At 65.0% G+C, this 25,270-nt stretch carries 23 protein-coding genes; 14 read left to right on the top strand and 9 right to left on the bottom strand.

Annotated elements, in window-relative coordinates; genetic code table 11:
* Positions 1-33: 33 nt before the first annotated feature.
* From HNP02_RS31555 to HNP02_RS31525, 7 genes are all read left to right on the top strand, one after another.
* Entirely contained in the window at positions 34-1,713 is a 1,680-nt protein-coding gene (locus tag HNP02_RS31555) for a serine/threonine-protein kinase (RefSeq protein ID WP_184444588.1), read from the top strand.
* A gap of 162 nt (positions 1,714-1,875) precedes the next feature.
* Entirely contained in the window at positions 1,876-2,151 is a 276-nt protein-coding gene (locus HNP02_RS31550) for a hypothetical protein (protein WP_184444587.1), read from the top strand.
* Between the two features lie 188 nt (positions 2,152-2,339).
* On the top strand, positions 2,340-3,059 hold the full coding sequence (locus tag HNP02_RS31545) for a DUF4189 domain-containing protein (protein WP_184444586.1): 720 nt from the start codon (positions 2,340-2,342) through the stop codon (positions 3,057-3,059).
* Between the two features lie 107 nt (positions 3,060-3,166).
* On the top strand, positions 3,167-3,424 hold the full coding sequence (locus HNP02_RS31540) for a hypothetical protein (protein ID WP_184444585.1): 258 nt from the start codon (positions 3,167-3,169) through the stop codon (positions 3,422-3,424).
* Between the two features lie 124 nt (positions 3,425-3,548).
* Entirely contained in the window at positions 3,549-5,015 is a 1,467-nt protein-coding gene (locus HNP02_RS31535; protein ID WP_184444584.1) for a sigma-70 family RNA polymerase sigma factor, read from the top strand.
* A gap of 247 nt (positions 5,016-5,262) precedes the next feature.
* Positions 5,263-5,841, top strand: coding sequence for a HutD family protein (locus tag HNP02_RS31530; RefSeq protein ID WP_184444583.1), 579 nt, complete (start codon positions 5,263-5,265; stop codon positions 5,839-5,841).
* An 11-nt stretch (positions 5,842-5,852) separates the two neighbouring features.
* Complete coding sequence (locus HNP02_RS31525) at positions 5,853-5,999, top strand: hypothetical protein (RefSeq protein ID WP_184444582.1); 147 nt, start codon at positions 5,853-5,855, stop codon at positions 5,997-5,999.
* Between the two features lie 62 nt (positions 6,000-6,061).
* On the opposite strand, the gene HNP02_RS31520 is transcribed toward HNP02_RS31525, so the two are convergent.
* The gene (locus tag HNP02_RS31520) at positions 6,062-7,267 is read right to left on the bottom strand and encodes a Fic family protein (RefSeq protein WP_184444581.1); all 1,206 of its coding nucleotides are present in this window, start codon (positions 7,265-7,267) and stop codon (positions 6,062-6,064) included.
* Between the two features lie 192 nt (positions 7,268-7,459).
* Between HNP02_RS31520 and HNP02_RS31515 the strand changes: the two genes are divergently transcribed.
* The 3 genes from HNP02_RS31515 (at position 7,460) to HNP02_RS31505 (ending at position 9,696) form a co-directional block, all read left to right on the top strand.
* The gene (locus HNP02_RS31515) at positions 7,460-7,732 is read left to right on the top strand and encodes a hypothetical protein (protein ID WP_184444580.1); all 273 of its coding nucleotides are present in this window, start codon (positions 7,460-7,462) and stop codon (positions 7,730-7,732) included.
* A 574-nt stretch (positions 7,733-8,306) separates the two neighbouring features.
* Positions 8,307-9,437, top strand: coding sequence for a cellulase family glycosylhydrolase (locus tag HNP02_RS31510; protein WP_184444579.1), 1,131 nt, complete (start codon positions 8,307-8,309; stop codon positions 9,435-9,437).
* Positions 9,438-9,474: 37 nt separating this feature from the next.
* Positions 9,475-9,696 (top strand): hypothetical protein, encoded by a 222-nt coding sequence (locus HNP02_RS31505; RefSeq protein WP_184444578.1) that lies wholly within the window; start codon positions 9,475-9,477, stop codon positions 9,694-9,696.
* Positions 9,697-9,736: 40 nt separating this feature from the next.
* Here the strand turns inward: HNP02_RS31505 and HNP02_RS31500 are convergent, their stop codons facing one another.
* From HNP02_RS31500 to HNP02_RS31485, 4 genes are all read right to left on the bottom strand, one after another.
* Entirely contained in the window at positions 9,737-10,114 is a 378-nt protein-coding gene (locus HNP02_RS31500) for a hypothetical protein (protein WP_184444577.1), read from the bottom strand.
* 44 nt (positions 10,115-10,158) lie between these two features.
* Positions 10,159-11,607 carry a CoA transferase gene (locus HNP02_RS31495; RefSeq protein ID WP_184444576.1) on the bottom strand — a complete coding sequence of 483 codons (1,449 nt, stop codon included), beginning with the start codon at positions 11,605-11,607 and terminating at the stop codon, positions 10,159-10,161.
* A 20-nt stretch (positions 11,608-11,627) separates the two neighbouring features.
* Positions 11,628-12,524: a PHB depolymerase family esterase gene (locus tag HNP02_RS31490; protein WP_184444575.1), complete on the bottom strand. Its 897-nt coding sequence runs from the start codon at positions 12,522-12,524 to the stop codon at positions 11,628-11,630.
* A gap of 66 nt (positions 12,525-12,590) precedes the next feature.
* On the bottom strand, positions 12,591-13,604 hold the full coding sequence (locus tag HNP02_RS31485) for an Lrp/AsnC family transcriptional regulator (protein ID WP_184444574.1): 1,014 nt from the start codon (positions 13,602-13,604) through the stop codon (positions 12,591-12,593).
* A gap of 351 nt (positions 13,605-13,955) precedes the next feature.
* On the opposite strand from HNP02_RS31485, the gene HNP02_RS31480 reads away from it, so the two are divergent.
* From HNP02_RS31480 to HNP02_RS31470, 3 genes are all read left to right on the top strand, one after another.
* Positions 13,956-15,017, top strand: coding sequence for an LLM class flavin-dependent oxidoreductase (locus HNP02_RS31480; protein ID WP_221318260.1), 1,062 nt, complete (start codon positions 13,956-13,958; stop codon positions 15,015-15,017).
* Positions 15,014-17,167 (top strand): molybdopterin oxidoreductase family protein, encoded by a 2,154-nt coding sequence (locus tag HNP02_RS31475; RefSeq protein WP_184444573.1) that lies wholly within the window; start codon positions 15,014-15,016, stop codon positions 17,165-17,167. The genes HNP02_RS31480 and HNP02_RS31475 overlap by 4 nt, the downstream gene beginning before the upstream one ends.
* Positions 17,168-17,439: 272 nt before the next feature.
* Positions 17,440-18,666 (top strand): hypothetical protein, encoded by a 1,227-nt coding sequence (locus tag HNP02_RS31470; protein ID WP_184444572.1) that lies wholly within the window; start codon positions 17,440-17,442, stop codon positions 18,664-18,666.
* Between the two features lie 385 nt (positions 18,667-19,051).
* On the opposite strand, the gene HNP02_RS31465 is transcribed toward HNP02_RS31470, so the two are convergent.
* Genes HNP02_RS31465 through HNP02_RS31450 form a run of 4 tightly spaced genes read right to left on the bottom strand, consistent with a single transcriptional unit; the run spans position 19,052 to position 24,400 of the window.
* Positions 19,052-19,564 (bottom strand): hypothetical protein, encoded by a 513-nt coding sequence (locus HNP02_RS31465; protein ID WP_184444571.1) that lies wholly within the window; start codon positions 19,562-19,564, stop codon positions 19,052-19,054.
* 42 nt (positions 19,565-19,606) lie between these two features.
* Positions 19,607-21,262 carry an acyl-CoA synthetase gene (locus tag HNP02_RS31460; protein ID WP_184444570.1) on the bottom strand — a complete coding sequence of 552 codons (1,656 nt, stop codon included), beginning with the start codon at positions 21,260-21,262 and terminating at the stop codon, positions 19,607-19,609.
* 34 nt (positions 21,263-21,296) lie between these two features.
* Positions 21,297-22,166, bottom strand: a complete 870-nt coding sequence (locus tag HNP02_RS31455; RefSeq protein WP_184444569.1) for an SMP-30/gluconolactonase/LRE family protein — start codon at positions 22,164-22,166, stop codon at positions 21,297-21,299.
* The gene (locus HNP02_RS31450; protein WP_184444568.1) at positions 22,166-24,400 is read right to left on the bottom strand and encodes an acyl-CoA dehydrogenase; all 2,235 of its coding nucleotides are present in this window, start codon (positions 24,398-24,400) and stop codon (positions 22,166-22,168) included. Before HNP02_RS31450 ends, HNP02_RS31455 begins: the two co-directional genes overlap by 1 nt.
* 220 nt (positions 24,401-24,620) lie before the next feature.
* Here HNP02_RS31450 and HNP02_RS31445 point away from each other — a divergent pair, with 220 nt between their 5' ends.
* Positions 24,621-25,268: a TetR/AcrR family transcriptional regulator gene (locus HNP02_RS31445; RefSeq protein ID WP_184444567.1), complete on the top strand. Its 648-nt coding sequence runs from the start codon at positions 24,621-24,623 to the stop codon at positions 25,266-25,268.
* Positions 25,269-25,270 lie beyond the last annotated feature (2 nt).

The raw sequence follows: 25,270 nt of genomic DNA, 5'->3' as shown, positions 1-25,270 counted from the left end.
GTCAGGGATTCGAATCCCCTTTATGGTTAGCCGGTGGAGGGGAAACCGTTCGGCCGGTATCGGCTGATAGAGCTGCTTGGCCGTGGCGGCATGGGCGAAGTGTGGCGAGCATTCGACACCGCCATGAACCGGGTCGTCGCCTTGAAGGTGCTACCCGCGAACCTCGCCGACGATGCGCAGTATCAGGCCCGGTTCCGCCGGGAGGCGCAGGCAGCGGCCAGCCTGGATGAGCCCCACATCGTCCCGATCCACGACTTCGGCGAGGTCGACGGGCGCCTCTACGTGACGATGCGGCTGATCGACGGCAAGACCATCAATGAATTGGTTGCCGACGGCCCGGTGACCCCCCAACGCGCCGTCTCGATCGTCGAACAGATCGCCGCCGCCCTCGGCGCAGCCCACCGCATCGGACTGGTGCACCGCGACGTCAAACCATCGAACATCCTGGTGACAGAGGACGACTTCGCGTACCTCATCGACTTCGGGATCGCCCGTGCTGCCGAGGCGACCAAGCTCACCAGCACCGGCGCCACCATCGGCACCTTGGCCTACATGGCGCCCGAGCGATTCACCACCGACCGTGATGACGCGCGCGCCGACATCTACGCGCTGACGTGTGTTCTGCACGAATGCCTCACCGGGGTGCAGCCGTTTCCTGGCGAGAGTGTGGAACGCCAGATCAGCAGCCACCTGACACAGCCGCCGCCACGGCCGTCGACGATGCAGCCCGGGATCTCGCCACAGATGGACCAGGTCATCGCGACCGGGATGGCCAAGAGTCCGGACCAGCGCTATCAGACGACCAAGGATCTGGCGCTCGCCGCCCGCGCCGCCCTCACCGCGCCGATACCGCCCAGCCAGCCACCGCCTCCACCATTCGGCCCGCCGCCGACGCCCAGCTGGTCGACACCGGCTCCGTACCCCGTCACGGGACCGAGCGCCCCGCCGCCGCACGCGGCCACCCAGTACCAGACACCTGCCGGCCCCCCGGCGTGGTCACCGCCCCCGATGCCGAATGCCCAACAGTCACAGGCGCCATCTGCGTGGTGGCAGAACGCGGCCGTCTGGATTCTGTTGGCCCTCGTGACGGTCGTCGTCATCGTCGTGGCCGTCGTCGTCGTCATCATTTGGCCCGACGGGAGCTCAGATAGTCGCCCGACCACGAGGGCTCAGCCAACCGAACAGCGGCTGCCGTCCGGGTCGAGTACGAAGCCGTCGGCGCCGGGAACGAGCTCGTCCGATCCGAGCACGTCCGCACCGACGTCGACGCCTAAGGGGCCCGGACAGCTGCAAACCGCCGAGGGGCTGGCCAGCCTGCTGGACACCTTCCGCAGCAAGTTCGGGGACACCATGGGATTCCAGTTGGTCGTCTACCCCGACTATGCGATCACCGAGCGCGTCAGCCCCAAGAACAGCCACGTCGAACAGGACTTCATGTACCGCGACGGACAGTGGAGCGGTTGGGGGTCGGACACGACGACGTCCAGCTTCAACGTGCTCGCCGACCTGAGCGCGTTCAATGCTGACGCGGTGGCCGCGACGCTGGCCAGTGCGCCTCCGACCCTCGGAGCAACTGACGGCAGTGAGACCTACCTGATCGTCGAGGGGGTCGACGGCGGTGGCTTGGAGTTGGCCATCCATTCGGCCGAGGCCGGCACCGGGTACATGCAAGTCAACCCCGATGGCAGCGTCAAGCAGGTTTATCCGCCGTAATGAGTTGCCGCCCAGATTGGTTGGCCCATTCCCACCTCTACTTCTATCTGGAGTGCATCACCGACTGAGTTCCAAAAAACTGTCCCCTCCGTGGGTGTTGTGTGCCCTTACCCGTGTCAGTGGCCCGTCCCGGGTTGCGATCAGAGGAGAGGGAACACAGTCATGACCATCACCCACAACGTCCAGTCGAAGCGGTTCCTTGCAGCATTGGGGGTTGCGGCGGCCGCCGCGGCGACACCCGCGCTGCTGTTCGCCGGTGCAGGAACCGCGCACGCCGACGATCCCTGTTACGGGGATCTTGCCTACTCCTACTACTGCTCACCGGGGGCTGGTGCGTACAACCCCGAACCGGTAGCTCCGGCTCCCGCGCCGAGCTTGTGGACCGCACTGCCTGGGTGCACCGGTGGGGTTCTCGAAGCCCTGGACGGTTCTTGCTAAGAGACGCAGCCGAGGTCGGCCCGTCACCCAACTTGGGTGGCGGGCCGACCGCATTCAGTGGCCATCACGGCCCGGCTCCCCGCGATAGCCAGAAGTCCTCCCTGAAAAGTGTCCCCACTCCAATGGCTGGTTGCCCTTACCCAGTGAAGGTGGCCCAACCGGGCCCACCAAACACGGAGGACTACATCGTGACCAGCATCAACACTTCGAAACGGCGCGCGCGGATCATGGCGGGCGTTCTGCTCGTGACGGCCAGTGCGGGTGTCAGCGGATTGCTCGGCGCAGCCGCTCCTGCCAGCGCCGCGAATGACGGCTTCGTCGCTGCGGCCGTCGGGCTGCTCAACGACGCGCCTCCGGTGAACACGGTCGGCGGTCTTGGAATCGCGGCCGACCAGAATCAGGCCTATCAAGCCGCGCTCACCGACTGCGTGAACAAGGGCGGCCACCAGTGCGTGGTCGAGGCCGTCAAGCAGGGCGGGTGCGCCGCCGCCGCCTCCAACGACTTCGGCGAAATGGTCGGAGGCACCGACATCACGCTGCGAAAGGCTGGGGAGAACGCCAGGGCCAAGCTGCAGAACAAGCAGGGTGTGCGCGTCGTGGCGGCAGGATGCTCCAACGGCGACACGTTGCCCCCGCCGCCCCCGCCCTCGGCTCCGCCGGCGCCAAAGCTGGGTCCGACGGTCTCCTTCAAACCGATCTTGGGCGGACTGGAGGCCGACATCACCGACCGCAGCGGCGTCGCTTCGCAGTGCACCTACGCGATGGACGACACCAACCGTGGCTTCGCGCTGGCGGCCAACTCGACGTTCAACCTCAGGATCATTCCGGCCATCCCAAGATTCCGGGACCGGAGCGTGACCATCACCTGCGACAACAACACCAAAACCCAAGTCACGACCCGCTTCTGAGCAATGTGATCGCCCCGGGGGCCGGCGTCGCCGCACTCCCCGGGGCGCTCGCACGCCCGAGTAACCACCATGCGTACCGAATGTGGAACAAACAAGAGGAGTGGCCAATGAACGTCGAAACGTGCTTCGGCATTGCGTTTCTCGTTGGACTTGCCGTGGGCATCGTGCTGGTGATCCACGGGACGATCGCCAAGAACAGGTGGGGGGTCAATCTCCACCGCGTCGAATGTCCGTCCTGCGGAGTCGTGATGGGGCCGGTGCGGATGCCCAACTCTCGCGAGCAGGCGTTGTGGGGCGGCTACACGTGCCCTACATGCGGATGCGAACTCGACAAATGGGGTCGGTCGATAGCTCGACCGGCCTGAAGGCATTGAACCGATCGGGCTTCAAGATCGTATTTCGACTGAAGCCAAAGCCGACCTTGGCCGCGCGGCCTGCGTGTGAGCCGCGCCCGAGGCCCTCTGACCTGCTGTTTGGAGACCAACGTCGATGTCCGTGCAGATCGATTGGAACGTGGCGGGCGACGCCGACCTCGTCGGTGCCGCCATCGCGGGTGACCGCGCGGCCTTTGCCGGCATCTACGACCGCTACGCCGACCGGCTCTACGACTTCTGTGTCGGCATGGTGGGTGCCAGTGATGCCGCCGACTGCGTCCAGGAGGCGTTCTGCCAGGCGGCGGTCGCTCTGTCGACACTGCGGGATCCCGAGAAGCTGCGTCCCTGGCTGTATTCGGTCGTCCGGCACCAGGCGCTGCGGGCGCTGCGCGCCCGTAAACGTGAACTGACGTCCGATGAGTTACCCGAAGAACCGTCCGCAGATGCCGGCCCCGACGTGCTAGCCGCACGCAACGAACTTGCCGAACTGGTCGCCCAGGCAGAGGGCGGGCTCTCCGACCGGGACCGTGAAGTTCTGAATCTGGCCTACCGACACGGCCTGACCGGTGCGGAACTCGCACAGGCGCTTGACGTCAGCAACGAGTCCGCCAAGAAGATGGTGCAGCGGCTCCGCGATACGGTCGAAAAGTCCTTGGGCGCACTACTGGTCGTCCGCCAAGCCGACTCCGGGCACAACCGCTGCCCGGAGATGGCGGCGATCGTCGCGGGCTGGGATGGGCAGTTCACCATCCTGCTGCGCAAGCGGGTTTCACGTCACATCGAGTCCTGCCCGAACTGCGACGAGGAGCGCGGCAGGCTCGTCAACCCGAGGGCTCTGCTGGGCTCGTCGGCAGTGTTCGTGCCTGCCCCTTACTGGCTGCGCGAAAACACGTTGACTCAGGTGCAACTCGCCCCCACCACCGCCACAGGCGCCGTCGGAACGGCCGCGCACGGTACCGCCCGCCTCTCCATGCTGACCGGCCGATTCGTGATGTGGGCTGCGGCATTCGTCGCCATTCCGGCGGTAGTACTGGGTGTGACGGTCGGCTTGCCTGCTCTGCGCGATGTGCAGAACCCTTCGGTCCAGATTCCCCAGTCCGTGTCCACCCTCTCGACATCGGTAGCACCGAATACTTCCGCGCCCGAATCGCAGGCGCCGCCAATGCAGCCGAATGTCTCGACGCCGGAACTGAATCCGCCGATGCCACCCTCGGGCGGACCTGCCGGCGGAAGCACTCCGGACACGAACGTTCCTGACACGACCGTGCCGGGGCCTGCGCCTGGTCTGCAGGCCCCGTCCGAGGCGCCCGCAGCCACGGCGGCTCCGCACGCGTCTGCAGCTCCGCCAACGACTCACTCCGCACCGACCACCCGGCCCTCGGCGTCTCAGGATGCCCCGCGGCCGCAGCGTCCAAAGCAACCGCCGGGCAAACACTGCGCCGACGGAAGCACGGTTAGCGGTGACGAGTCCTGCCCCACACCGACTCCTACGCCGACGTCGCCAGCGCCCGCGCCGCCGCAATGCCCGCACATCGCCGTGCCGAGCGGCTCCACTTGTGGCCGGACGGGGTCGGGAGGCTGAGCAGTAAGGCTTCAGCGGTCTGCGCCGCCTCACACGCCAGAGCCACGCCGCCTACTAGGAGTTGAACCGTAATTGGTTGTGGGTCTTGTGGTTTCATGGTCCTGCGATGGTTTGGAGGCAGTGGTTGATGGCTTGGCCGCGGCGGCGTCATTGACGCAGGGCGTGCGCTCGACCGCGCGGCGGAATTCTTGTCCCGATACTTGGCCGGCGGTTAGCCCCGACCTCCGTGAAGGGGAGAGAATGCATCATGGCTACTTCGACTGCTCCACATCTCGTCCGCTTCGCCGAGTGCACACCGGAACCGTGGGCCAACGGCGGGGGAGTGACGCGCGTTATCGCGAAGGGTCAGTTCGACGAGGGTTCCACGGACTACCACTGGCGCCTGAGCGTCGCCGACGTATCCGCCAGCGGAGCATTCTCCAAGCTGCTAGGGGTGGATCGTGTGATCATATTGACCGACGGGCCTGGCCTGCGGTTGACCGTCGATGGGCGCGAGCACACGCTTGGCCCGTTTCGTCCGCTGCCGTTCGCGGGCGAGGCCGTTACGGAATGCGAAGTCATCGAGCCGACACGCGATTTCAACGTGATGACCCGGCGCGGTGTGTGCGCGGCGACCGTCGACGTCTGCACCGGGTCGGAAACGCTGGCCGCGCCGGGCGATTCGATCGTCTACGTGATCTCGCTGAAGGGCGAAGCCGAGGTGCAACTGCCGAGTGGCGCGGTGAACCTGGACCAATTCGACGCCGTCCTTCTCGCGGCCGCCGGCACGCTTCGCGTGAAGGAGGACGGCCGAGCTGCCGTCGTGCGCATCGACGCGCTGTCTTAGGGGAGCTCAGGATGACGATCGCCTTGTCGATCTTCTTGAAGGGTTTGAACGTCGTTTCGGGAACGCCGAAGACCGCAGACAACACCCGGGGTGGAAGCGCGCTGAGGGACTCGCCCATGCCGATGTTGTCCTTGTGTTCGGGTGCACTCGTGTTCTGAATGATCACGATTTTCACGTCGCCAGGGCCCCGGTTCTCGAAGTAGTGCACCTGTAGCGCTGCTCAACTGGTGAGGTTCCGCCGTCCGGCGCGTTCGGCAAATGCGTCGAGTGCCCCAAGGACGTCTGGTGCGCGCCAGGCGCGGTTTCGCGTCCGGTCGGTGAACTCGACGATCACACCAGCTGCCACGAGAGGGTCAACGTATCTGCGGGCGTTGCCGGTAGTGATCCCGAGTTCACGCTGAAGCGTCAGCGCGTTGAACACGGGTTGTCTGATCATCAGATCCGCAACGCGGTGAACGGCGGAGTCGCGCCGTGCCTTGATCTGTGAATTCCATCGCTCGCGTATGGACCGGAGGTCACCAACGAGGAGACGACCGTTGACGACCGCGAGAATCGAAGCCGCAGAAAGCTGTTCGACGATTGGCGCGGGATCGCCTTCCCGGTATGAGCCGAGCGCCTCGAAGTAGGCGTCAGTGTTGGACTGCAGGCCCGCGGAGACGGGGACAGTGATCTGACGCGTTAGCCGCTTGTTGCGCAACATGGCCTGAACCAGGGCTCGACCGGTACGGCCATTGCCGTCGGTGAACGGGTGGATCGTCTCGAATTGTGCGTGGGCGATGGAGATCTGGGGCAGCGTCGGGATGTCTCCGCGTCGCGCGAATGCGAGTAGGTCCGCGATGGCGGGCCGAACCCGCTCGTGGTGCGGAGCGATGAAGTCGGCACCGCGGGGTCCGAAGGCGCCGCCACCGATCCACACCTGTTCGGAACGCCATCTGCCGGCCATATCCGGATCGCTGGTGCGCATTAGCGCGGCATGCATGGCCAGGATCGCGTCCTCGTCGATCTGATCCGCCAACGCCACGGCGGCTTTCATCGCCTCCGTATTGCTGACGATCAGGGCAACGTTCCGGCGGCCACTGTTGCCGAGGGCCTCGGCTTCGGCGATGGCGCGTGCTGACGCGGTGAGGTTCTCGATGTTCGAACTGGCCGCTGACTCGGATCGAAGCAATACCGAGGCGAAAGGGGCGATCTCGTCTCCCAGCTCCGCGTCGAACCGCGCGACTTCATGGCTGGCCTCATCGGCATCGGCGAGTGCGCCTGCCGGCAAGTTGACCTGCAGGTTGGCGATGATCGCAGGTATCGCCGCTCGGTACTCACCCGCTTGGCGTTGCGCCGCACGCAGATCCGCTAGTCCGTACCCGGCCTCGACGGGCGCCGGCCAATTGAGCGTTTCGTGGCGGATCGCCGTGCCTGTAAGTGATGCCACCCCGAGATCATAGCATCACTTACCAATCTAAGTGATGCTATCGAGATTCTTCGGCATCAGAACTCACGGGACCGACACACGAAACAGAATCTCGGCAAAAAAATGTGATTTCTGCGTGTCTTGCGGACTCCTACCTGTGTGCGGCCCGTCCCGGGCTGCGACCAGAGAAACCAGAGAAAAGGGAGAACAGACATGAACGCCACTCACGACATCAAGACCAAGCGGCTGATTGCGGCATTGGGGGCTGCGGCGGCTACCGCGGTGGCACCGGCCGTGCTGTTCGCTGGTGCAGGAACCGCGCAGGCTGATCCCTGTTACGGGGAGCTCGCCTACTCCTACTACTGCTCACCGGGGGCGAGCGCGTACACCCCCGAACCGGTGGCTCCGGCGCCGTTGCCGAGTATGTGGAATGCCCTGCCGGGGTGCACCGGTGGGGTTCTCGAAGCGCTGGACGGTGAATGCTAGGACGCGCAACTCCTACGGTCGGCCCGCCAACCTGCTTCGGTGGCGGGCCGGCTGCCTGTTCACGATTGGGGTGGCGTCGCGCCCGGCCGTCACCGCGAGGGCAAGCACACGAGCGGCCAAACGATAAGCGTCGCCGCGTGTCTCAACCGTGCGTGAGCGGACGCCTACGCCTTGTCCGAGTGCGTGACGGATACGACGCCGAGTCCGGAGCAGCGCACTGGCCGTCACGCCACAAAGGAAGCCGAGCGCGAAGACCCCGCGTGTCCGTCGCTTCCTGCGTCGCACCACGACCGATCCGAGGAATCCGGATGCTGCGGCGGTGATGGCGACCGCGACGAGCAGGACGATGAGCTGCGTCGGTCCGACCGCCTGCATGTGCCAACCTCCGGCGGTCGTCTACGTGGGCTTGCCTGCCCGATCCAACCACCGAGTCCGCCGGTGTAGCCATGCTGAATCGTGTTCGAGACCAAACCGACGGCAAAGTGTTAGTTCGCTGGTAACGATTGCCAATCTCATTGATTTCGAAACGACCTGGAGGCCCAACCGGCGCACCCGGGAACTCTACGGTTGCTCAGTGCAACGTCGAACGGCCCTGAAGCTACCGCTGGTCTTGGCATTGGGCGCGACGCTCGCACGAGCGCCTCACGCCTCTGCCGACGCCGGTCGCTGGCCGGTTGATCGCGCCAACGCCTGGTATCAAGCGCAAGGTTGGCTGGTCGGTGCGAACTACATCCCCGCCAACGCCATCAATCAGCTCGAGATGTTTCAAGCGGCCACCTATGAGCCCCGCCGCATCGATGGCGAATTGACCGTGGCTCGGCGAATCGGATTCAACACCGTGCGGGTGTTTCTCCACGATTTGCTATGGGCCCAAGACAAGGAAGGCTTTGCCCGCCGCCTTGCGCAGTTCGTCGCGATCGCGGCGAGTCACGGCATCAAGCCGCTCTTCGTCTTGTTCGACTCCTGTTGGGACCCGAATCCCGTGTTGGGTCCACAGCGCGCGCCGACGCCTGGCGTGCACAATTCCGGTTGGGTGCAGAGCCCGGGCTCTGCACATCTCGCCGACCCCGGCTATCAGCGCGTGCTGTACGACTACGTCACCGGAGTGTTGAGTCTCTTCCGCAATGACAATCGCGTCCTTGGGTGGGACCTGTGGAATGAACCCGACAATCCCGCAAAGGTGTATCGCAACGTCGAGAACAAGGACAAGGTCAAGTTCGTCGCCGCGCTACTCCCGCAGGTCTTCCAGTGGGCGCGTGCAGTCGGTCCCATGCAGCCGTTGACCAGCGGCGTCTGGCAGGGCAGCTGGGGAGCCGACCGCAGCGCGATCAGCGGCATTCAACTCGACAACTCCGACGTGATCACCTTCCACTCCTATGGCAAGCCGAACGAGTTCGAGGCGCGGATCGCCGAGCTGTCCCCACTGGGGCGGCCCATTCTGTGTACCGAGTATCTGGCTCGGCCGTTGGGCAGCACCGTCGAAGGAATCCTCCCAATTGCGCAGCGGCACAACGTCGGTGCGTACACCTGGGGCATGGTGGCGGGAAAGACCCAGACCTATCTGCCATGGGATTCCTGGGATCACCCGTACCCGGCGACTCCGAAGACGTGGTTCAGCGATCTCGTGACGCCAGATGGGGTGCCCTATCAGAACAGTGAGATCCAGACGATTCAGAAGCTGACGGGCGTGGTGGGGCAGCCGTAGCCGGCAATCCTTCGTTACGCCTTGCCGAGAGCGATCTGTGTCGTCTGGCCGCAGTCACGGCAGCCGCGGAAACGACGCGACGGGCGATGGTGCGCGCCGGTGCATCGACGACGACAGCCCGCACGGAGCGGCCGCGCTCAGCAGGGCACTGGTGTGGGTGACGGAACGCGCGTTCTACGAGGCCGTGAAGAGCGAGTCACCCCTCGACCACGTGGCAGAGACGGTGATTCACCTGTGGTGGGCAACGCTGCCCGAATGAGCAGGTCGCCGCCAACCGTGTCGGTGGTCGTCGACGTCACTCAGCGGTCGACGTGAAACTCTGGGTCCAGATCGATGTGGACGATGACGAATCCGCGGTGACCTCGGCGGCTGGTCGCGTGCCCGGTTCGGGTGGCATCGGGGAAATGCACGGTGATGGGTGCGCCGTCATCGAGGAAGTTGCGCCACCATCTCTTGCTGTCTGGTGAGGCGACTCGGATGTTGACGGTGTCACCATGCTCGGAGTACAGCACCGGTGTACTGAAGTATTTCCCTGACCGTCGGCCGGAGTAGCTGATGGTGACGATGAATCGCTCCAGCAACCATGACCAGCGGGACTCCAAAATGGGGACGGTGATGGCGTTGATTATGGGGTTGCCGACCCGTTCGATCGCGCCGATGAGATTCCGTGCGTTCATGCGAAATATGCGTCCCTTGAGTCTGTTTCGGTGTTCCGTTCTGGTCATGGGTTTCTCCTCAGGCTGGTCCATTCGGGGTGACTGGAGCCTCTCGGCACCAGGACCGGGTCCGTCCAACGGGGTGGGGTATGGCTGAAGGTGACTGCCGGGGCGAGCATGTGGAGGTGACCCAGCGGTGTGGCGGCATCGTGGGACGCGGGCTCGTGCAGGCGGTGCTCGTCGTCGACGCCGGCGTCGGCGGGTTCGACCAGACCGAGGCTTTGATACCACATCGGCGTGCGGGTGAGGTTGACGGTGACGTGCCAGCTGCCACCCTCGGTGGCTTGTTTGAGCAATCCGGCCGCGGCTCCGAGGGCGCCCATGTACCCGGTGATGAAGTCGTTGATCATGCCGGTGGGCGGGAGTTTAGGCCGGCCGTCGCCGCCTTCGATGGTCATCAGCCCGCTGGCCGCTGAGCCGTTCATGTCGAATCCGCCACGGGTAGACCAGGGTCCGGTGGATCCGTAGCAAGTGACCGACACGTGCACCAGGCTGGCATGGGATCGGGCGAGTTGGCGCGGGTCGATGCCGAGCTTCTCGAGTTTCGTTGCGCGGTGGTTGTTCACCACGACGTGTGCGTCGCGCAGGAGTCGTTCCGCGTTGGCCTTGCCCTTGGCTTGGGTGAGGTCTAGATAGGTGCTGCGGGAGCCGATGTTGGCCCCGGCGTAGATGAAGTCGTGTTCGAAGTCGTTGGGTCGGGTGGCGCACAACACGTCGGCGCCCTGTTCGGCCAGGACCCGTCCCACGGTGGGTCCGGAGATGGCGTGGGTGAACGACAGCACCCGCACTCCCTCGAAGGCCCGCTCGGCCGGTCCCAGGTCCCTGGGCGGCGCGTCACCGATGCGGGTCAAGTCGATGACGGGCTGACTCGCCAGCAGCTCGCCTTGCGGATGGTTCAGCCATTCGTCGGGGGTACGGGCTACGCACGTCGGTAGGCCGGCGTTGTTGGCTTCGTCCTCCAACTCGAAGGCGTCACGGCGGGCGATCGCTGCGGTCACTTTGGCGAAATCCAGTGGTATGTCGAGGAATCGGGACCACTTGGCAGCCAGATGCGGATACACGCCCATGGCGATGACACTCCGTCCGTCGCGGGTTTCGAACGGAACTCCCAGGAAGGGGTTGTCGGGCAGCACGAACGACGGCAGATGCCCGGCCAGGTTGGGATGCCAGTAGCTGTGTGGATTGATGTGGTGCACCGCTTGGCGCAGGTCGAGGTGCAGGGCTTGCGAGGGCCCGCCGCGGTGGCGCAGTAGTGCCGCCGCCGCGACCGCGTTGCCCATGATCGGGATCCCGATGCATGCTCCCATGCGGTGTCGCGCAGGCAGGATCGGGTCACTGCCCGCGAACGTCACCTGCCCGCCGGCATCCGCAGTGGATAGGCCCACGTCGCTGAGTAGGCCATTGAGCGCCACAAGGGGATCAAGTGCGGTGGCTGTTGTCGGTGTGAGGGTCATGATGCTCCTTGGTCTTGTCGCTATGGAAGTGAGAAGAATTTGGCCACCACGTCGGCAGCGCAGATGTCGCGCGTCGACGGACCCCAAAAGCGTTGGACGGGTGTACGTGTGGGGTTGTGCAGCACATGACCGCCGCCGTGTACGGCATAGGACCGCACCGACGCGGCGCCGGGGCCGGTGTAGTCATAGCGGGTCACCGACGTGGCCTTACCGGGGTCGGCCCGGTGCGCCAATGCGGTGACGACGGGCTCGGCGGTGATGCCGTTGCGGGCGGCGAAATAGCGTGCCGTGTCGGGAGCCGAGAGATGCATACCCTTGGAGAAGTGACCGTGCCAATCGATGGCGCCACCTGAGTAAGGGGCCACGGGGTCGGCGGTGCCGTGGATGGTCAGCACCGGCACACTCAGGCGCGGATCGCGGTCGATGACAAGGTTTTCCGGTGCCGGCACCGTCGCACTCAACACCGCCGCGCCGGCCAGCAGCTCGGGGATTTCGTGGACGAGCTGGATCGCCATCTGCCCGCCCACTGAGAAACCGGCCACGAAAACCCGTGCGGGATCGACGTGTTCGGAGATGATCGCATGCTCGATGACGGCGCGGATGAATCCGACGTCGTCGACCGACTTGGAGCGCTTGGACAACATCGCCGCCTTGCGCGCGCCGTTCCATTCTCGGGCGATTGCGTCGGGGTAGATGACGATCACGTCGCCGCCGACCGCAAGCTCGTCGAAGCTGTATCCGGCGAACGCGCGTATGCTGCTGCCCGTTTGCAGCGTGCCGTGCAACATCACCAACAGCGCCGGACGGGTCGCTTGGGCGCGACCCCGCACTGTGAGAAACGACCGGCGCATGCCAGCGACCGCCAGTGCACAGCGCTGCGCCCGCACCGCAGGCCGTGCCGGGGTTGAAGTGGTCACGTGTTCAGTCTGTTCAGCGTGACCACTGGACCCGCAGATCTGAAGGAAACTAGCTTGATTGGCCGATCAGACGATGGCTTTGGTCATCTGGGTGTCGGACCACGGGTTGACCGGCACCACATCGCGGGCATGCCCGTCGCCGTCGAGGAGCCTGCCGAATGACTTCACCGGCCGCAGCACCGCCCGAGAATTCAGCACGGTCACTCCGGGAAACGTGTGTCGCAGTCGCGCAACCACACCGTCGACGGCGCCGAGCTCGTGGACTTGCAGGGTGACGAACAGCTGTCCGGCACCGCCGATGATCGCCGCGCACACCCGCGCCTCGTGCCAGGTGACCAGCACCCGCCCTACCTCGGCCGCCGCCGTGGCTGCGGGCAGTCCCAATACGAGCACCACATTGGTTGGCCAGCCGGCTTCCGCCCGTGCGAAGTCCGTGCGAAAGCGCATCAACCCCGATCGGGTGAGTACTTGGAGGCGCCGACGCGCAGCGAGTTCCGTGCACCCCAATCGCAGCGCCACCTCGCGGTAGCTCAACCGGCCATCCTGCTGCAGAACCAAATACAGCTGGCGGTCGAAGTCGTCGAAGACGTGGCGCACGGGCCCCACCGCAGGCGGTGACACATCGGCAGCCTGATGTGCGCTGATCGCCCCCAGCCGCCAGTACGTGCCACTGAACATCCGAAACATCGTTGCGGTCTGCACTGCCCTGACGCCCACCACGCTGGGAAGGACATCGACGACGAGCCTCGCGAGCATCGATTCATCTGCTGCGACGATGAGCCCGTACACGTTGTATCGGCCCGTGGTGATGTGCACACTGGCGGCCTGCGGCACTGCCGCCCACTCCTCGGCCACCGCCTGCGCCTGACCGGGGTCGCAGTCGGCCTCGATCAAGGCCCCCGCCAACGGCAGCGCCGGTCCGATCGCCGACGACACCCATGCCCGACCCGCGCCGACCAGTCGGCGCCACCGCCGTGCCGCGGTCACCCCCGAGACGCCCAGCACCCGGCCTAGCTCGTCGAAACTGACACGAGGGTTGACGTGCAAACCGTCGAGCAACGCCAAGTCCAGCTCGTCCACATCACTCAATGTCGTAACCCCGATGAGTGTTCGGTACGCCGGCAGGACTCAGCTACCCTTGCAGTTGCATTAATGCCTCTATTATACTTTGTTGAGGTCGGACCGCTGGTGAGGCGCACCGATCCACCGAGCAGGAGAGGCAGCCTCACCTCGATGAGAGGAGTCGATAGCCTTCCAGCGCACCAATTTCACGGAGTGTCGACCATCTCGGTCGGGCCCCCGCCCAAGCGCTCGCCGAGGACAGGGCTTGCGCTGGTCGCTCCAATACATAGAAGTCTCCATGATTAACGGGAGTGCTGACACTCATCGTCTACCCGTCGACCCCTGTCCCTCTAGCACCCAAGGAGCTTGATGCCGGTGGCACCCATCGACGCGCAGGCCGCACTGGCCAACAGCGAGGCGATATTTGCCGAGGGCATGGTGAAACCCCTGCTCATCTCCGTCGCGCTGCCGCCGACCCGGCACATCGTCGACTACGCCAGGGCCATTCAAGACGCCGGCGCCCATCGACTCTGGTTGTATGACTCCCCGGCGGTCTACGGCGACATCTGGATCGCATTGGCCCGAGCGGCCGAGGCGACGACTCTGCAACTGGGCACAGCCGTGGCCGTGCCGTCGTTGCGACATCCGATGGTCACCGCGGCCGCGATCGCCTCCATCGAAGAAATAGCACCCGGGCGATTGACTGTGGCCATGGGCACCGGCTACACCGCCCGTCGCGCCATGGGACACAAACCGATCACGTGGGCAAACCTCGCCACCATCTTTACCCAGATACGACAACTGCTCGCGGGCAGCGTGGTCCAGATCGACGGCCGGCCAGTCCAAATGCTGCATGGCGGACAGTGCGGGCCGCCACGGCCAATCAGCACACCGCTGTGGGTAGCGCCGTCGGGCCCACTGGGCTGCCGGGTGGCGCGCGAACTCGGCGCCGACGGCGTCGTCCTTGTCGGCATCCCCGAACCGCAACACCGGCAGTGGCCCGCGGCGGCGCTGATGGTCAATGGGACCGTGCTCGAACCCGGCGAAGACCATGACAGTACCCGCGTCATCGAGTCTGCGGGCCCGTGGTTCGCGGCGATGTATCACGGTGCGTGGGACATGAACCCCGACCTGCTGGACCACTTGCCCGGCGGCCCGCAGTGGCGCGACACCATGATCGGGCTCGCCCCCGACGAAAGCCGCCACCTGGCCATCCATCGCGGCCACCTCACCGAGCTCGGGCCCGCCGACCTTGCCGGCATCACCGCGGCCGGACCCGCCCTGCTGCAAGCCGGCTGGACCGGTCCAACGTCGTCGATCAAGGGCCGAATCGAAGAGGCTCGGCAAGGTGGCATCACCGAACTAATCTATGCCCCAACGGGACCGGACATCACCCGCGAAGTATTCGCCTTTCTTGACGCCGCCCGATGAGCACCACCATCGCACGGCAATGCACGTTGTGTGAGGCACAGTGCGGAATTCTGGTGACCGTGGATGGGGACCAGGTCATGCGGATCCAAGGCAATCCCGAAGACGTGATATCGCACGGGTACATCTGCCCAAAGGCCATTGCGATGGGCGGGCTGCACCACGACCCGGATCGGTTGCGCACACCAGTGCGCCGGGTCGGCGACCGGTTCGAGCCGATCGGATGGGATGAGGCGTTCGAGGAGATCGGGCGGCGGCTGCGCCAGGTCCGCCACGACCACGGTCCCCACGCAATCGGGATGTACATGGGCAATCCGGCGGCACACACGTCCGCCGTGATCCACGCCGGACTGCTGCGTGCGGTGTTGGCGACCCGCAACTTCTACTCGGCGTCCTCGATCGACCAGCTTCCGCAGGAGTTCGTGGCGTGGCAGATGTTCGGGTCGAGTGTCCTGATGCCGGTCGCCGACATCGATCGCACGGATCGGCTGGTGATCATGGGTGCGAATCCGGCGGTATCGAACGGATCGGTGTCCACCATGCCCAACGCCAAGCAGCGCATTCGGGACGTGCGCAACCGCGGGACGGTAGTGGTCATCGATCCACGCCGCACCGAGACGGCGAGGCTGGCCGACGAGCACGTGGCCGTTGAACCCGGCAGCGATGTATACCTGCTGTTGGCGATGTTGCACGTGTTGGTCGCGGAAAACCTCTGCCATGACAGCAAGATTCGGGCGCAGTGCACCGGCTGGGACGAGTTGCGGGCGTTGGTCGCCGAGGCCACACCGGACATGGCCGCGCCCTTGACGGGTGTGGACGCCGAGACGATTCGACGGTTGGCGCGCGAACACGCGGCGGCCGATTCCGCAGTTCTGTACGCGCGGATCGGAGTGTGTCTGCAGGTCACCGGGACGCTCACACACTGGCTGGTCAACGCCGTCAACGCGGTGACCGGAAATCTGGATCGGCCGGGCGGGCAGATGTTCGCCAAGCCGGCGATCGATCTGCCCCGGCTCACGAAGGGGATGTCGCCGGGACACGGTACGTCGACGGATCGGTCCGGCACCTACAAGTCGTTCCGCGGCGAAATGCCGGTCGCGGCGTTGGTCGATGAGATCTTCAACGAGGGCGCGGAACAGATCCGCGCGATGATCATCTTCGCGGGCAATCCGGTGCTCTCCACACCGCAGCGCGGCAAGCTGGACGCAGCGCTGGAATCGCTGGATTTCTGTGTGGCCGTGGACATGTACATCACCGAAACGACCCGGCACGCCGATATCATCCTGCCACCCATCTCACCGCTCGAGCGCGAGGATGAAATAAACATCCTGTACACGGTGTATAGCGTGCGCAACAATCTCCGCTACGACGCACGGGTCTTCGAACCACCGCACGACGGGCTCGAGGATTGGCACATCATGGCCCGCTTGATCACCGAGATGGTCCCGATTCCGGCGCGCCGATTCACCTCTCGCGCGTTCCATCGCTTGATCAAGCAGCTGAGTCCGATGCGGTTGATGAGGCTGGGGGTGGCCACGGGTCCGTATGGCGTCCTGCGGCGGGGACGCAAGGGGTTGACCGTCGCGAAGGTGCGCGCGGCGGCTGGTGGCATCGACCTCGGCCCGCTGCAGCCCCGACTGCGTTCGCTGATCGGCACGAAGGACCGGAAAGTGCACCTGGCCCCCGACGAGTTCGTCACGGCCGCACGCACATTACTTGACCACGCGCGCAATGGCAGTAGCGAGACCGCGCCCGCGGATGGATACGATCTCAAACTCATCGGCCGCCGCCACCTGCGTAGCAACAACTCCTGGCTGCACAACGTGCCGTCGATGGTCACGGGCCGCGACCGTTGCACTGCCCTCATGCACCCCGCCGACGCCGCCGCCCGCGCCCTCATCGACGGCGCACCGGTCACGGTCACCTCGCCCGTCGGCTCGATCGCGGTCACCCTCGAGGTCAGTGATGACATCCGCCCCGGAACCATCGCCGTCCCACACGGCTGGGGCCACCGCGAGCCTGGCGTCGGCTGGCGACTCGCCGCGTCCTTACCTGGCGCGAATGTCAATCTGCTGCACGACCCTTCGCTCACCGACACCTTCACCGGCAACGCCGCAGTCAACAACACCTGGGTAGCTGTCACTCGGGCATGACTTGGCCGTATCTGTACCGCAGTCCAGTTTTGCCTGCGGGACAAACCGGCAGTCAATGATGGTTATTTGTACCGATTTTGAACTCGGGCCAGCCGGTGCATGGCGCAACTGAGTCGGATGCAGGAGTAGTAGATTAGACACTTGTCTAGCTAAGGTGTGTGTACGCCGATCGAAGGATCGCACGCTTCGCGGTGGGATCTATATCTGTTGGTAAGTGCGCGGTGCTCTAGCGCCGCCTCGCGATAGTGAAGGGCCTTGAAAGCATGTCCGTAATGCAACCCAGCCGGTACGCCATGCTGTCCCGAGAAGAACTGAGCGTCTTACTACCCGAGTTGCTACTGATCGGGTGCATGATCGATCGCGCCAGTTTGGTCTGGTGCCTCAAGGACCTCGGCCGCGAGGCCATGACCCGGATTGCGATCGACGAATGGGCGTCATCCAGTCCGCTCTACACCAAGAGAATGCAGCGGGCACTGCGCTACGAAGACAACGACGTCGCCACCATCTTCAAAGGTTTTCAACTCGACATCGGGTCTCCACCGCAATACATGGACTTCCGGTTCACGGTTGCGGATCGTTGGCACGGCGAGTTTCAGGTGAACGACTGCGGCGGCCTGAACGACTTCGAACCGCTAGGTGAAGAAATGGTGATTGGGATGTGCCACACCGTGGAGGACCCTACCTTCGATGCGACCGCAGTGGCCACCAATCCCAAAGCGCAACTGCGGCCGATCCATCGGCCACCCCGGCCGGCGGCCGATAGGAATAAGCCGCCCTGCGCGTGGACGGTGATCATCGACGAGTCTTACCCGGAGACGCAGCCACATCCTGGCCTCGCCACCATCGCCGCCAAACATGCGGCCCGCGTCGAACTGGCATCGATTGATGACACTGACGAAGGGTTGTCCGACTATTCAGGTCCGCTGCTGTCGGATCTAGACTTCGGCGCTTTTTCCAAGTCTGCGTTGGTCCGCATGGCCGACGAGGTGTGCGTGCAGATGCACTTACTCTCGTTGGCGTTCGGACACTCCGTGCAGAGCTTCACCGATGCGGAGACTGCCCGCGACGTGCGCACTCGATCCCTGATCGGCATCGCCGGACTGGCGGCCAAGCGGATTCGACATGCGCTGAACATGGCCGCCGACATCGACGGCGCGGCACAGGTAGTTGAACTGCACCCGCTGATCAACCCATCGGCATATGTCAATGCCGACGTCAACTCAGCCGAACTCACCGTCTATCGGTCTGACGCTCACCGCGATGATGCATGGATTTCGTTGTGCACGCCTGCCGATCCGCGCCCCTTGCAAGCCATCGTCACGGCCGTCGACGCGCACCTCGATGTCCGGATGTATGGCGACGACCAGGATTGGACTGCCGTCATCGTGCGTAATGACGTACCCGCCCCCGTGATGGCGGAGGTGTCCATCGCCGAGATTAGCTCTGGAGCACACTTCGAATTCCAATCCAGACAATCAATTCCGCTCACTATGATCTGAGCGTCGCCTCTCCGGACAGAGCCCAACTGATGGTAGTTACTCACGAGCATGAACACTCCTAATCGTTTAGTAGGGATGGGTTAGTGGTCGCAAGGCCGGATCTGTTCCTCGCGGGGCCTGCTGCCGGGTGATGCCACGTCTCCCGTTGTTCGACGACTTGTGAGAGAGCGGCGCGCCTGGGAGCAGATCACGTGGCGTGGTCACGGAACCATCGCCGTGCCGAATGGCTCGGGCCACAGCGAGCCTGGCGTCGGCTGGCAACTCGCTGCTACGTTACCCGGTGCGAATGTCAACCTGCTGCACGATCCTTCGCTCACCGACACCTTCACCGGCAACGCCGCAGCAACAACACCTGGGTAGCCGTCACCTCGACGCCGTGACGCCGCTAGGCGATGGTCGTCGGGCCGTGTCTGGATGGGTCGTTCCACGCAGTGGAGCTGTAGATGTCTTCCGTCCCACTCATCGTGGCGCCCGGAACCGCGGCTGCCGCAAGGGCATGTGCCTTGAATGCGCGGGCTGCGAGGCTGAGTCGATGTTGCCGCTTCTCGAGTCGACCCTGGAGGTCGCTGGGAAGGGACGGGCCCCAGAACGTGACCTCAACGGCATCCTCGTCGAGGGCATGTAGAACCACACCGCGAATGTGGTCGTTGGTTTCGAAGATGCCGGGTGCGACGGCAATGGAGGCGGTGCCATCGCTGATCGATCCGAATCGTTGATGGGTGACGAACGTTGGCACTCCGAGGATCTGGAGGGGGCGTAGGTCGCGCGGTTCGGAGACGGCCACGCTGACGTCCCAGCCGGCGAGGATCCGGTCACACATCCAGCCCCCGGCCAAGTCGACCAGCTCGCCGACGTCCTGAGCGCCGATGCATAAGTGGTAGCGCGTGGATCTCGCCACGAATTCCCGTGCGATGCCTTGATGTCTCATGATCTTGCGGCGCTATGCCTGTGCCGCTGCGAGGGCGGCCGCCCATCGGTAGTCGGCCTTTCCGGCGGGGGAGCGGATGATCATCGGCGCGCGAATGAATGCCTTGGGGATCTTGTAATCGGCGATGTGGCCTCGGCAGGTGTTTATGAGTTCGTGGTCTGCGACCGATGTTTCGGCGGCGAGAGCGATGATGGCGATCGCTTCACTGCCCCAACGCGGTGAGGGGCGGCCGACCACGATGACATCGCTGACTGCGGGGTGGGCGGCGATGGCGCGCTCGACTTCTTCGACGTAGATCTTCTCGCCACCGGAATTGATGGTCAGAGAATCACGACCGAGAAGCTCGATGCGCCCGTCGGGCAGGATGCGCGCGCGGTCGCCGGGCACCGACCACCGCGTTCCGTTGACAGTGGGAAAGGTTTGCTCGGTCTTGTCGGGATCGCCGAGGTAGCCGAGCGGGATGAGGTCGCGCCGAGCCAGCCAGCCGTCTCCTTCGCCGGGTGCGAGAATCCTGTCCCGCTCGGCCGAGAGGACGGCGGTGTCGGGTTGGGGAGGGAACGTCGCAGTCTCCGGCTGGCAGTCGTTGTTGGTGGACGCATTTAGTTGCATGCCCGATTCAGAGGCGCCAACGCCGTCGATGATCGACACGTGCGGCAAGGCCACCATGATCCGTTGACGCATCGGCGGTGACAGAGGTGCTCCGCCGTTGGAGATCGCGGCCAAGGACGTCAGGTCGTACTGCCGGTGTTCGAGGGCCTCGACAAGGGGCCGCGCCATGGCGTCGCCCACCACGGGGATGCTGAGCACTCTCTCGCGCTCCGCCAGCCGTAACACCTCGTGAGCGTCGAGACGGCGCACGTCGTCGGGAATGACGATGCGCCCGCCCATGGTGATGGCATGGAACGCGCCCCATTGCGCGGCGCCGTGGATGAACGGCGGCAACATCAACAGCGAGACTGCGCCAGCCGCCTGGCGTACGCGGTCGGCGAGTTCGGCATAGGACGCCAGGGGCCCAGCGCTGCCGAAGGGACGTCCACCCATCGCGGCGAGGAAGATGTCGTGCTGTCTCCACAACACTCCTTTTGGCATGCCCGTGGTGCCGCCCGTGTAGAGGATGTACAAATCCTCGCCGGAGGGTCCGGGCTGCGATGCCGTGGGTTGTGTTGCCGCGATGACGGTTTCGTAGTCGACTGCCCCTGGCAGCAGTTCGTGACCTGAGTCGTCGGCGACCTGGATGAGCACCCGCAGATGGGGCAGGTCTGCCCGGATGGCGGCAATGCGCGGTGCGAACTCTGCATGATAGGCGAGGGCACGCGCATTGGAATCGGCGAGCAGAAAGGTGAGTTCGTCCTCGACGTATCGGTAGCTGACGTTGAAGGGCGCGACGCGCGCGCGGTAGCCCGCGATCATCGCCTCGAGGTACTCGGTGCCGTTGCGCAGATAGATGCCGAGGTGGTCTTGCCCGGATTCATGCCGCGCCAGATCCTTCCGTTCGGTATGACAGCCGAGATCCGTCGTGCGTAAGTACGCGGCAATGGCATCGATGCGGCGATCGACCTCGCTGTACGTCACGCGGCGATCCCGCCACACAAGCATGTCTTGATCCGGGACGGCGGCAGCCACTGCGGAGAAGACCGAGGACAAGTCGAAGAGGGTGGGGCCGTTCATGGTGTTTCCTGGCTCTGTTTTGGGGGCAGGGACTTTACGGGCGTCCGACGCCGGGAACTGCGACCCGAAGCCGCAGGATGTGCCCGGCCGGCTGCTCGGAGATGTCGGACTTGTGCCAGGCGTCGGTGACACAGACGTAAAGGCTGCGTCGGTCGTGGTCGCCAAGAACGCAGGCCAGCGCGAAGTTTTCGAGGAGGTGTTCGTCGGTGATCGCCCCGTCGCAAACCCGAAACACGCGCTTGTTGATCGAGTCGGCCACCCAGCGGCCACCCTGCTCGTCGAGGCATATGCCGTCCGGCGCGCTGAACGGGACGGCGTCTGTGGCGGGCAGTGGTTCGGTGATGCGGTCGAGCAGCATGCCGCCGCGATGGGTGTAGCTGTTCAGCCGCGCGGCTCCGGATTCGGCGATCACGATCCTGGTTTCGGCGTCATCAATGGCGATGCCGTTGGGCACCATCAGGTCGTCGGCCGCCGCGCTCGCAGTGCCATCGGGGTCGACGCGGATCACCACTGTGGGCCGGGGTTCTGGTTGGGGCGCGTCGAGGTCGAAGCCGAGTTGGGTGACGAACGCCGTGCCGTCAGACGTCACGATCATGTCGTTGATCTGATGGGGTGCAAGCGGTCTCACGTCGGCGTGCACGGTGGCGACCCCGTCGGAGATCCGGTAGATGAGGCGTTTGGCCATGCCGGCCACCAGCAGATCCCCGTTGGGCAGCCAGCCCAGGCCCGCGGGTTCCTCGCCCGACGGGAAGCGGTAGACGACCGAGACGTGGCCGTCGTCGATGCGGCAGACGGTATCGCCGCGGATATCGGAGAACCACAGATGCCCGTCGTGCCAACGGGGGCACTCTGGCATGCGCAACCCGTCGGCCACGATGTCGATGGTGGAGTTGTGTCGGTTCATCAGCCTCGAGGCATCCCTAGGACGAAGGTGGCGATCGTATTCAGCTGAATCTCCAGTGTGCCCCCGCCGATGACCCAGGTCGGGATGTCGAGCTCGTGAAAGACGGGTTCACACTGGATTTCGCCGACTGCGCCCGCAGGGCCGATCAGATTCAGCGCAGCCGCGGCAGCGTCGACGTGCAGCATCGAGGCTGCGGCCTTGCCGATGCTGGTGGCAGGCCCGGGACTGTGCCCCTGCAGCCTGCGCAACGTCTCGCGCAGGTTCATCGCGGCGATCGCTGCCCCGCGTGCGCTGATGCGGCCCAGTGCGCGTAACGCGTCTTCGCGAGACCCGGCGTACCGGCTGTCGTCGACGATGTGCCGGATGCGCTGTTCGTTGCCGGTGTCGCGGTAGGTGCCGATGAACAGTCTTTCCTGGGCGAGGGTGTCGATGGTGAGCGCCCAACCCTCGCCCGGTTGTCCGAGCAACTCTGCATCGGGCACGAACGCTTCGTCGAAGAAGACCTCGTTGAAGTCTGCCTGGCCGTTGGCTTGTTTGATGGGCCGCACGTCCAACTTCGGGTTGGTCATGTCGATCAGGAACATGCTCAGGCCCCGGTGCTTGGAATCCTCGGCTCCGGTGCGCGCCAGGCACAACCCCCAGTCGGCGAGGTGCGCCTGGGTCGTCCAGATCTTCTGGCCGCTCAACAGCCATCCGCCATCGGTCTTCGTGGCGCGCAACGTCAGTGAGGCCACGTCGGAGCCGGCGTCCGGTTCACTGAACAATTGACACCAGATCAGCTCCCCGCACAGGGAAGGCGCTGTCAGCGCCGCGATCTGTTCGGGCGTTCCGTGTTTGAGCACGACGGGCAAGACCCATTGGCCGACGGCCATCGACGGCTGCTCGAGCCCGCGGCGGTCGAATTCCTCCTGCACGATCAGCTGTTGCAAGGGGCTGGCATCGAGCCCCCACGGACGGGACAAGGACGGGGTGACGAGCCCATTCTCGGCGAGTAGGGCACGGCGCGGGCCGGTGTTCACCGCGTCGTTGTCGCCCATCGGTGAAGGGTGCGGGTTGCTCAGTGCCGCAGCCTGATCGAGTACCCGGGCGACTTGCCGCCGGAACTCGTCCTCAGCGTCGGGCAGAGTCACGGCGAAGTCCCGCGGACCGTCGATGGCGGCCGCGCCGAGTCGCGCCTCCCATGACTCCACCGGCCCGGCCAGCCCAGCCAGTGCGATGGCGCGCCGCCAGTACAAGTGGACGTCGTGCTCCCAGGTGAAGCCGATGGCACCGTGCAATGCAAGACATTCCACCGCCGCGTGCACGGCTCGACCGAGGGCCATGACGGCCGCCCCGGCGACGGCGTGACTGCGTTGCCCTGAGGTGTCGGTGAGCCCTCGCACGCCGTCCCATGCCGCGGCCGTAGCCAGCTCGCTGGTGATGCGCAGTTGCGCTACGCGGTGTTGCACCGCTTGAAATGCACCGATCGGTCTGCCGAATTGACTGCGTGACTTGACGAATTCGGTCGCGGCGTCCGAGCACCAGCCGATGATGCCTGCGGCCTCGACGGCCATCATCGCCACGATGAAGTCGGCGGCTTGATCGGCGTCGATGCCGCTCAGACGTACCGCCTCGGAGACGTCGACGTCGCGGAACCGAACGGCCGCGAGATCGCGACCTAGGTCGACACCGTTCACGACGTCGACGTCGACGCCTGCACTCCGGCGATCCACCACGAACCACCTGGGAGCAGCCTCCGACGCGGTATCAGGCTGTGCGGCCACGACGAACAACTCGGCCGATGCTGCGCCCAGCGTTGCGGCGCTTTCGCCGTCGAGTCGCGCCCGTCCGTCGTGCTCGCTGATCGTCAGAGACGATCGGGGCCCAAGCACGGCGGCGGTAGTACCGTCGGCGAGGCGCTTGAGGACGCCGACGGCGGCGTCATCGATGTCGGCGGTCGACACGACCGCACTGGCGCACACCGTCGGCAACAGCGGACCAGGCAGCAGAGCGCGGCCCGCTTCGGCGACGACGACCGCGAGATCGTCGATCGAACCACCCTGGCCGCCCACCTCCTCGGATAGATGCACGGCGTGCAAACCCAAGTCAATCAGTTCACGCCAATGGTCCGGACGCTCGCCGGCTTTGTGATTGGCCGTGTCCTTGCGGGTGGACTCGCGTGCACCGTGGTGCTCGGCGAAGCCGGCGACGGTCTGCGCAAGTGCGCTCTGGTCATCGGTGAGTGCGACTGGCATCGGGCCTCTTGGGTGCGGTGGGGAACCGGTGCGACCCATCGATCGCCCGCGGGGCGGTGTTAATCATTGAGGGCTCCTTGATTCATCCGCGGAACATTGGCAGGACCGGCGCAGCTGTTCGGGTTGCAGTGCAACGCTGGTCGTTCGTACTCGTAGATCGGGTGCAAGATGTATCATAATGCCATTAATGAGAACTACAAGTGGCATCTACGATGAGCCGATGACGGCACCAGAAGGCAAGTTCAAGGCTGGTCGACGGCCGAACCGGCGCGGCGAGGCGTCACGCAAGCACGTCCTCGATGTCGCGCTGCACCGACTGGCCAGCGGCGGCCCCGAGGCGGTCAGCGTCAAACTGATAGCCAAGGAAGCGCACGTCACGTGGGGCACGGTCCAGTATCAGTTTGGCGACGCCGACGGGTTCTGGGCCGCCGCGATCCTGCACATCCTCGAAACCGCGGGACCGCACGTCTGGGGCCGCCCATCGTCGGGGTCGGTCGAAACGCGGGTCGCTGAAGTGATCGATCTGCTGTGGAATGCGTTCGACTCGCCGTACTACGCAGTCGTGACCAATTTGCGTACTGCGTTGGCCAAGGACCGCGTCGAGCTGGAACGCAACTTTCCCCACACTGCCCAAGCACTCGATGCGCTGGAAGACAATTGGCTCTCGCAGTTCCGCCAGTTCTTCGATGGAATCACCGTCGACCCGCGTCATGCACGGCAAGTCAGTGCCTTGTTGCCCGCGGCGCTTCGAGGCCTCCACGTCGAGCGCGCCTTCGGATCACACCTCGATGTCGACGACGCCCTTGCCGGCCTTCGCGAAGCGATCACCCTCTACATGACGCCAACTCCGTCGCGGCGCGAAGACTAACA

Origin of the sequence: Mycobacterium sp. AZCC_0083 (assembly GCF_014202335.1) — a bacterium.
Classification (GTDB): Bacteria; Actinomycetota; Actinomycetes; order Mycobacteriales; family Mycobacteriaceae; genus Mycobacterium.
Note: the sequence above shows the minus strand (reverse complement) of the source record. Positions and strands in the feature narration are given on the sequence as shown.

What these genes read in the sequence shown, in the direction of transcription:
- HNP02_RS31480 (WP_221318260.1), top strand. Translation starts at nt 13,956, where the DNA reads ATGCCGGTGGCACCCATCGACGCGCAGGCCGCACTGGCCAACAGCGAG.
- HNP02_RS31445 (WP_184444567.1), top strand. Translation starts at nt 24,621, where the DNA reads ATGACGGCACCAGAAGGCAAGTTCAAGGCTGGTCGACGGCCGAACCGG.
- HNP02_RS31550 (WP_184444587.1), top strand. Translation starts at nt 1,876, where the DNA reads ATGACCATCACCCACAACGTCCAGTCGAAGCGGTTCCTTGCAGCATTG.
- HNP02_RS31475 (WP_184444573.1), top strand. Translation starts at nt 15,014, where the DNA reads ATGAGCACCACCATCGCACGGCAATGCACGTTGTGTGAGGCACAGTGC.
- HNP02_RS31535 (WP_184444584.1), top strand. Translation starts at nt 3,549, where the DNA reads ATGTCCGTGCAGATCGATTGGAACGTGGCGGGCGACGCCGACCTCGTC.
- HNP02_RS31455 (WP_184444569.1), bottom strand. Translation starts at nt 22,166, where the DNA reads ATGAACCGACACAACTCCACCATCGACATCGTGGCCGACGGGTTGCGC.
- HNP02_RS31525 (WP_184444582.1), top strand. Translation starts at nt 5,853, where the DNA reads ATGACGATCGCCTTGTCGATCTTCTTGAAGGGTTTGAACGTCGTTTCG.
- HNP02_RS31540 (WP_184444585.1), top strand. Translation starts at nt 3,167, where the DNA reads ATGAACGTCGAAACGTGCTTCGGCATTGCGTTTCTCGTTGGACTTGCC.
- HNP02_RS31470 (WP_184444572.1), top strand. Translation starts at nt 17,440, where the DNA reads ATGCAACCCAGCCGGTACGCCATGCTGTCCCGAGAAGAACTGAGCGTC.
- HNP02_RS31450 (WP_184444568.1), bottom strand. Translation starts at nt 24,400, where the DNA reads ATGCCAGTCGCACTCACCGATGACCAGAGCGCACTTGCGCAGACCGTC.
- HNP02_RS31460 (WP_184444570.1), bottom strand. Translation starts at nt 21,262, where the DNA reads ATGAACGGCCCCACCCTCTTCGACTTGTCCTCGGTCTTCTCCGCAGTG.
- HNP02_RS31495 (WP_184444576.1), bottom strand. Translation starts at nt 11,607, where the DNA reads ATGACCCTCACACCGACAACAGCCACCGCACTTGATCCCCTTGTGGCG.
- HNP02_RS31530 (WP_184444583.1), top strand. Translation starts at nt 5,263, where the DNA reads ATGGCTACTTCGACTGCTCCACATCTCGTCCGCTTCGCCGAGTGCACA.
- HNP02_RS31515 (WP_184444580.1), top strand. Translation starts at nt 7,460, where the DNA reads ATGAACGCCACTCACGACATCAAGACCAAGCGGCTGATTGCGGCATTG.
- HNP02_RS31500 (WP_184444577.1), bottom strand. Translation starts at nt 10,114, where the DNA reads ATGAACGCACGGAATCTCATCGGCGCGATCGAACGGGTCGGCAACCCC.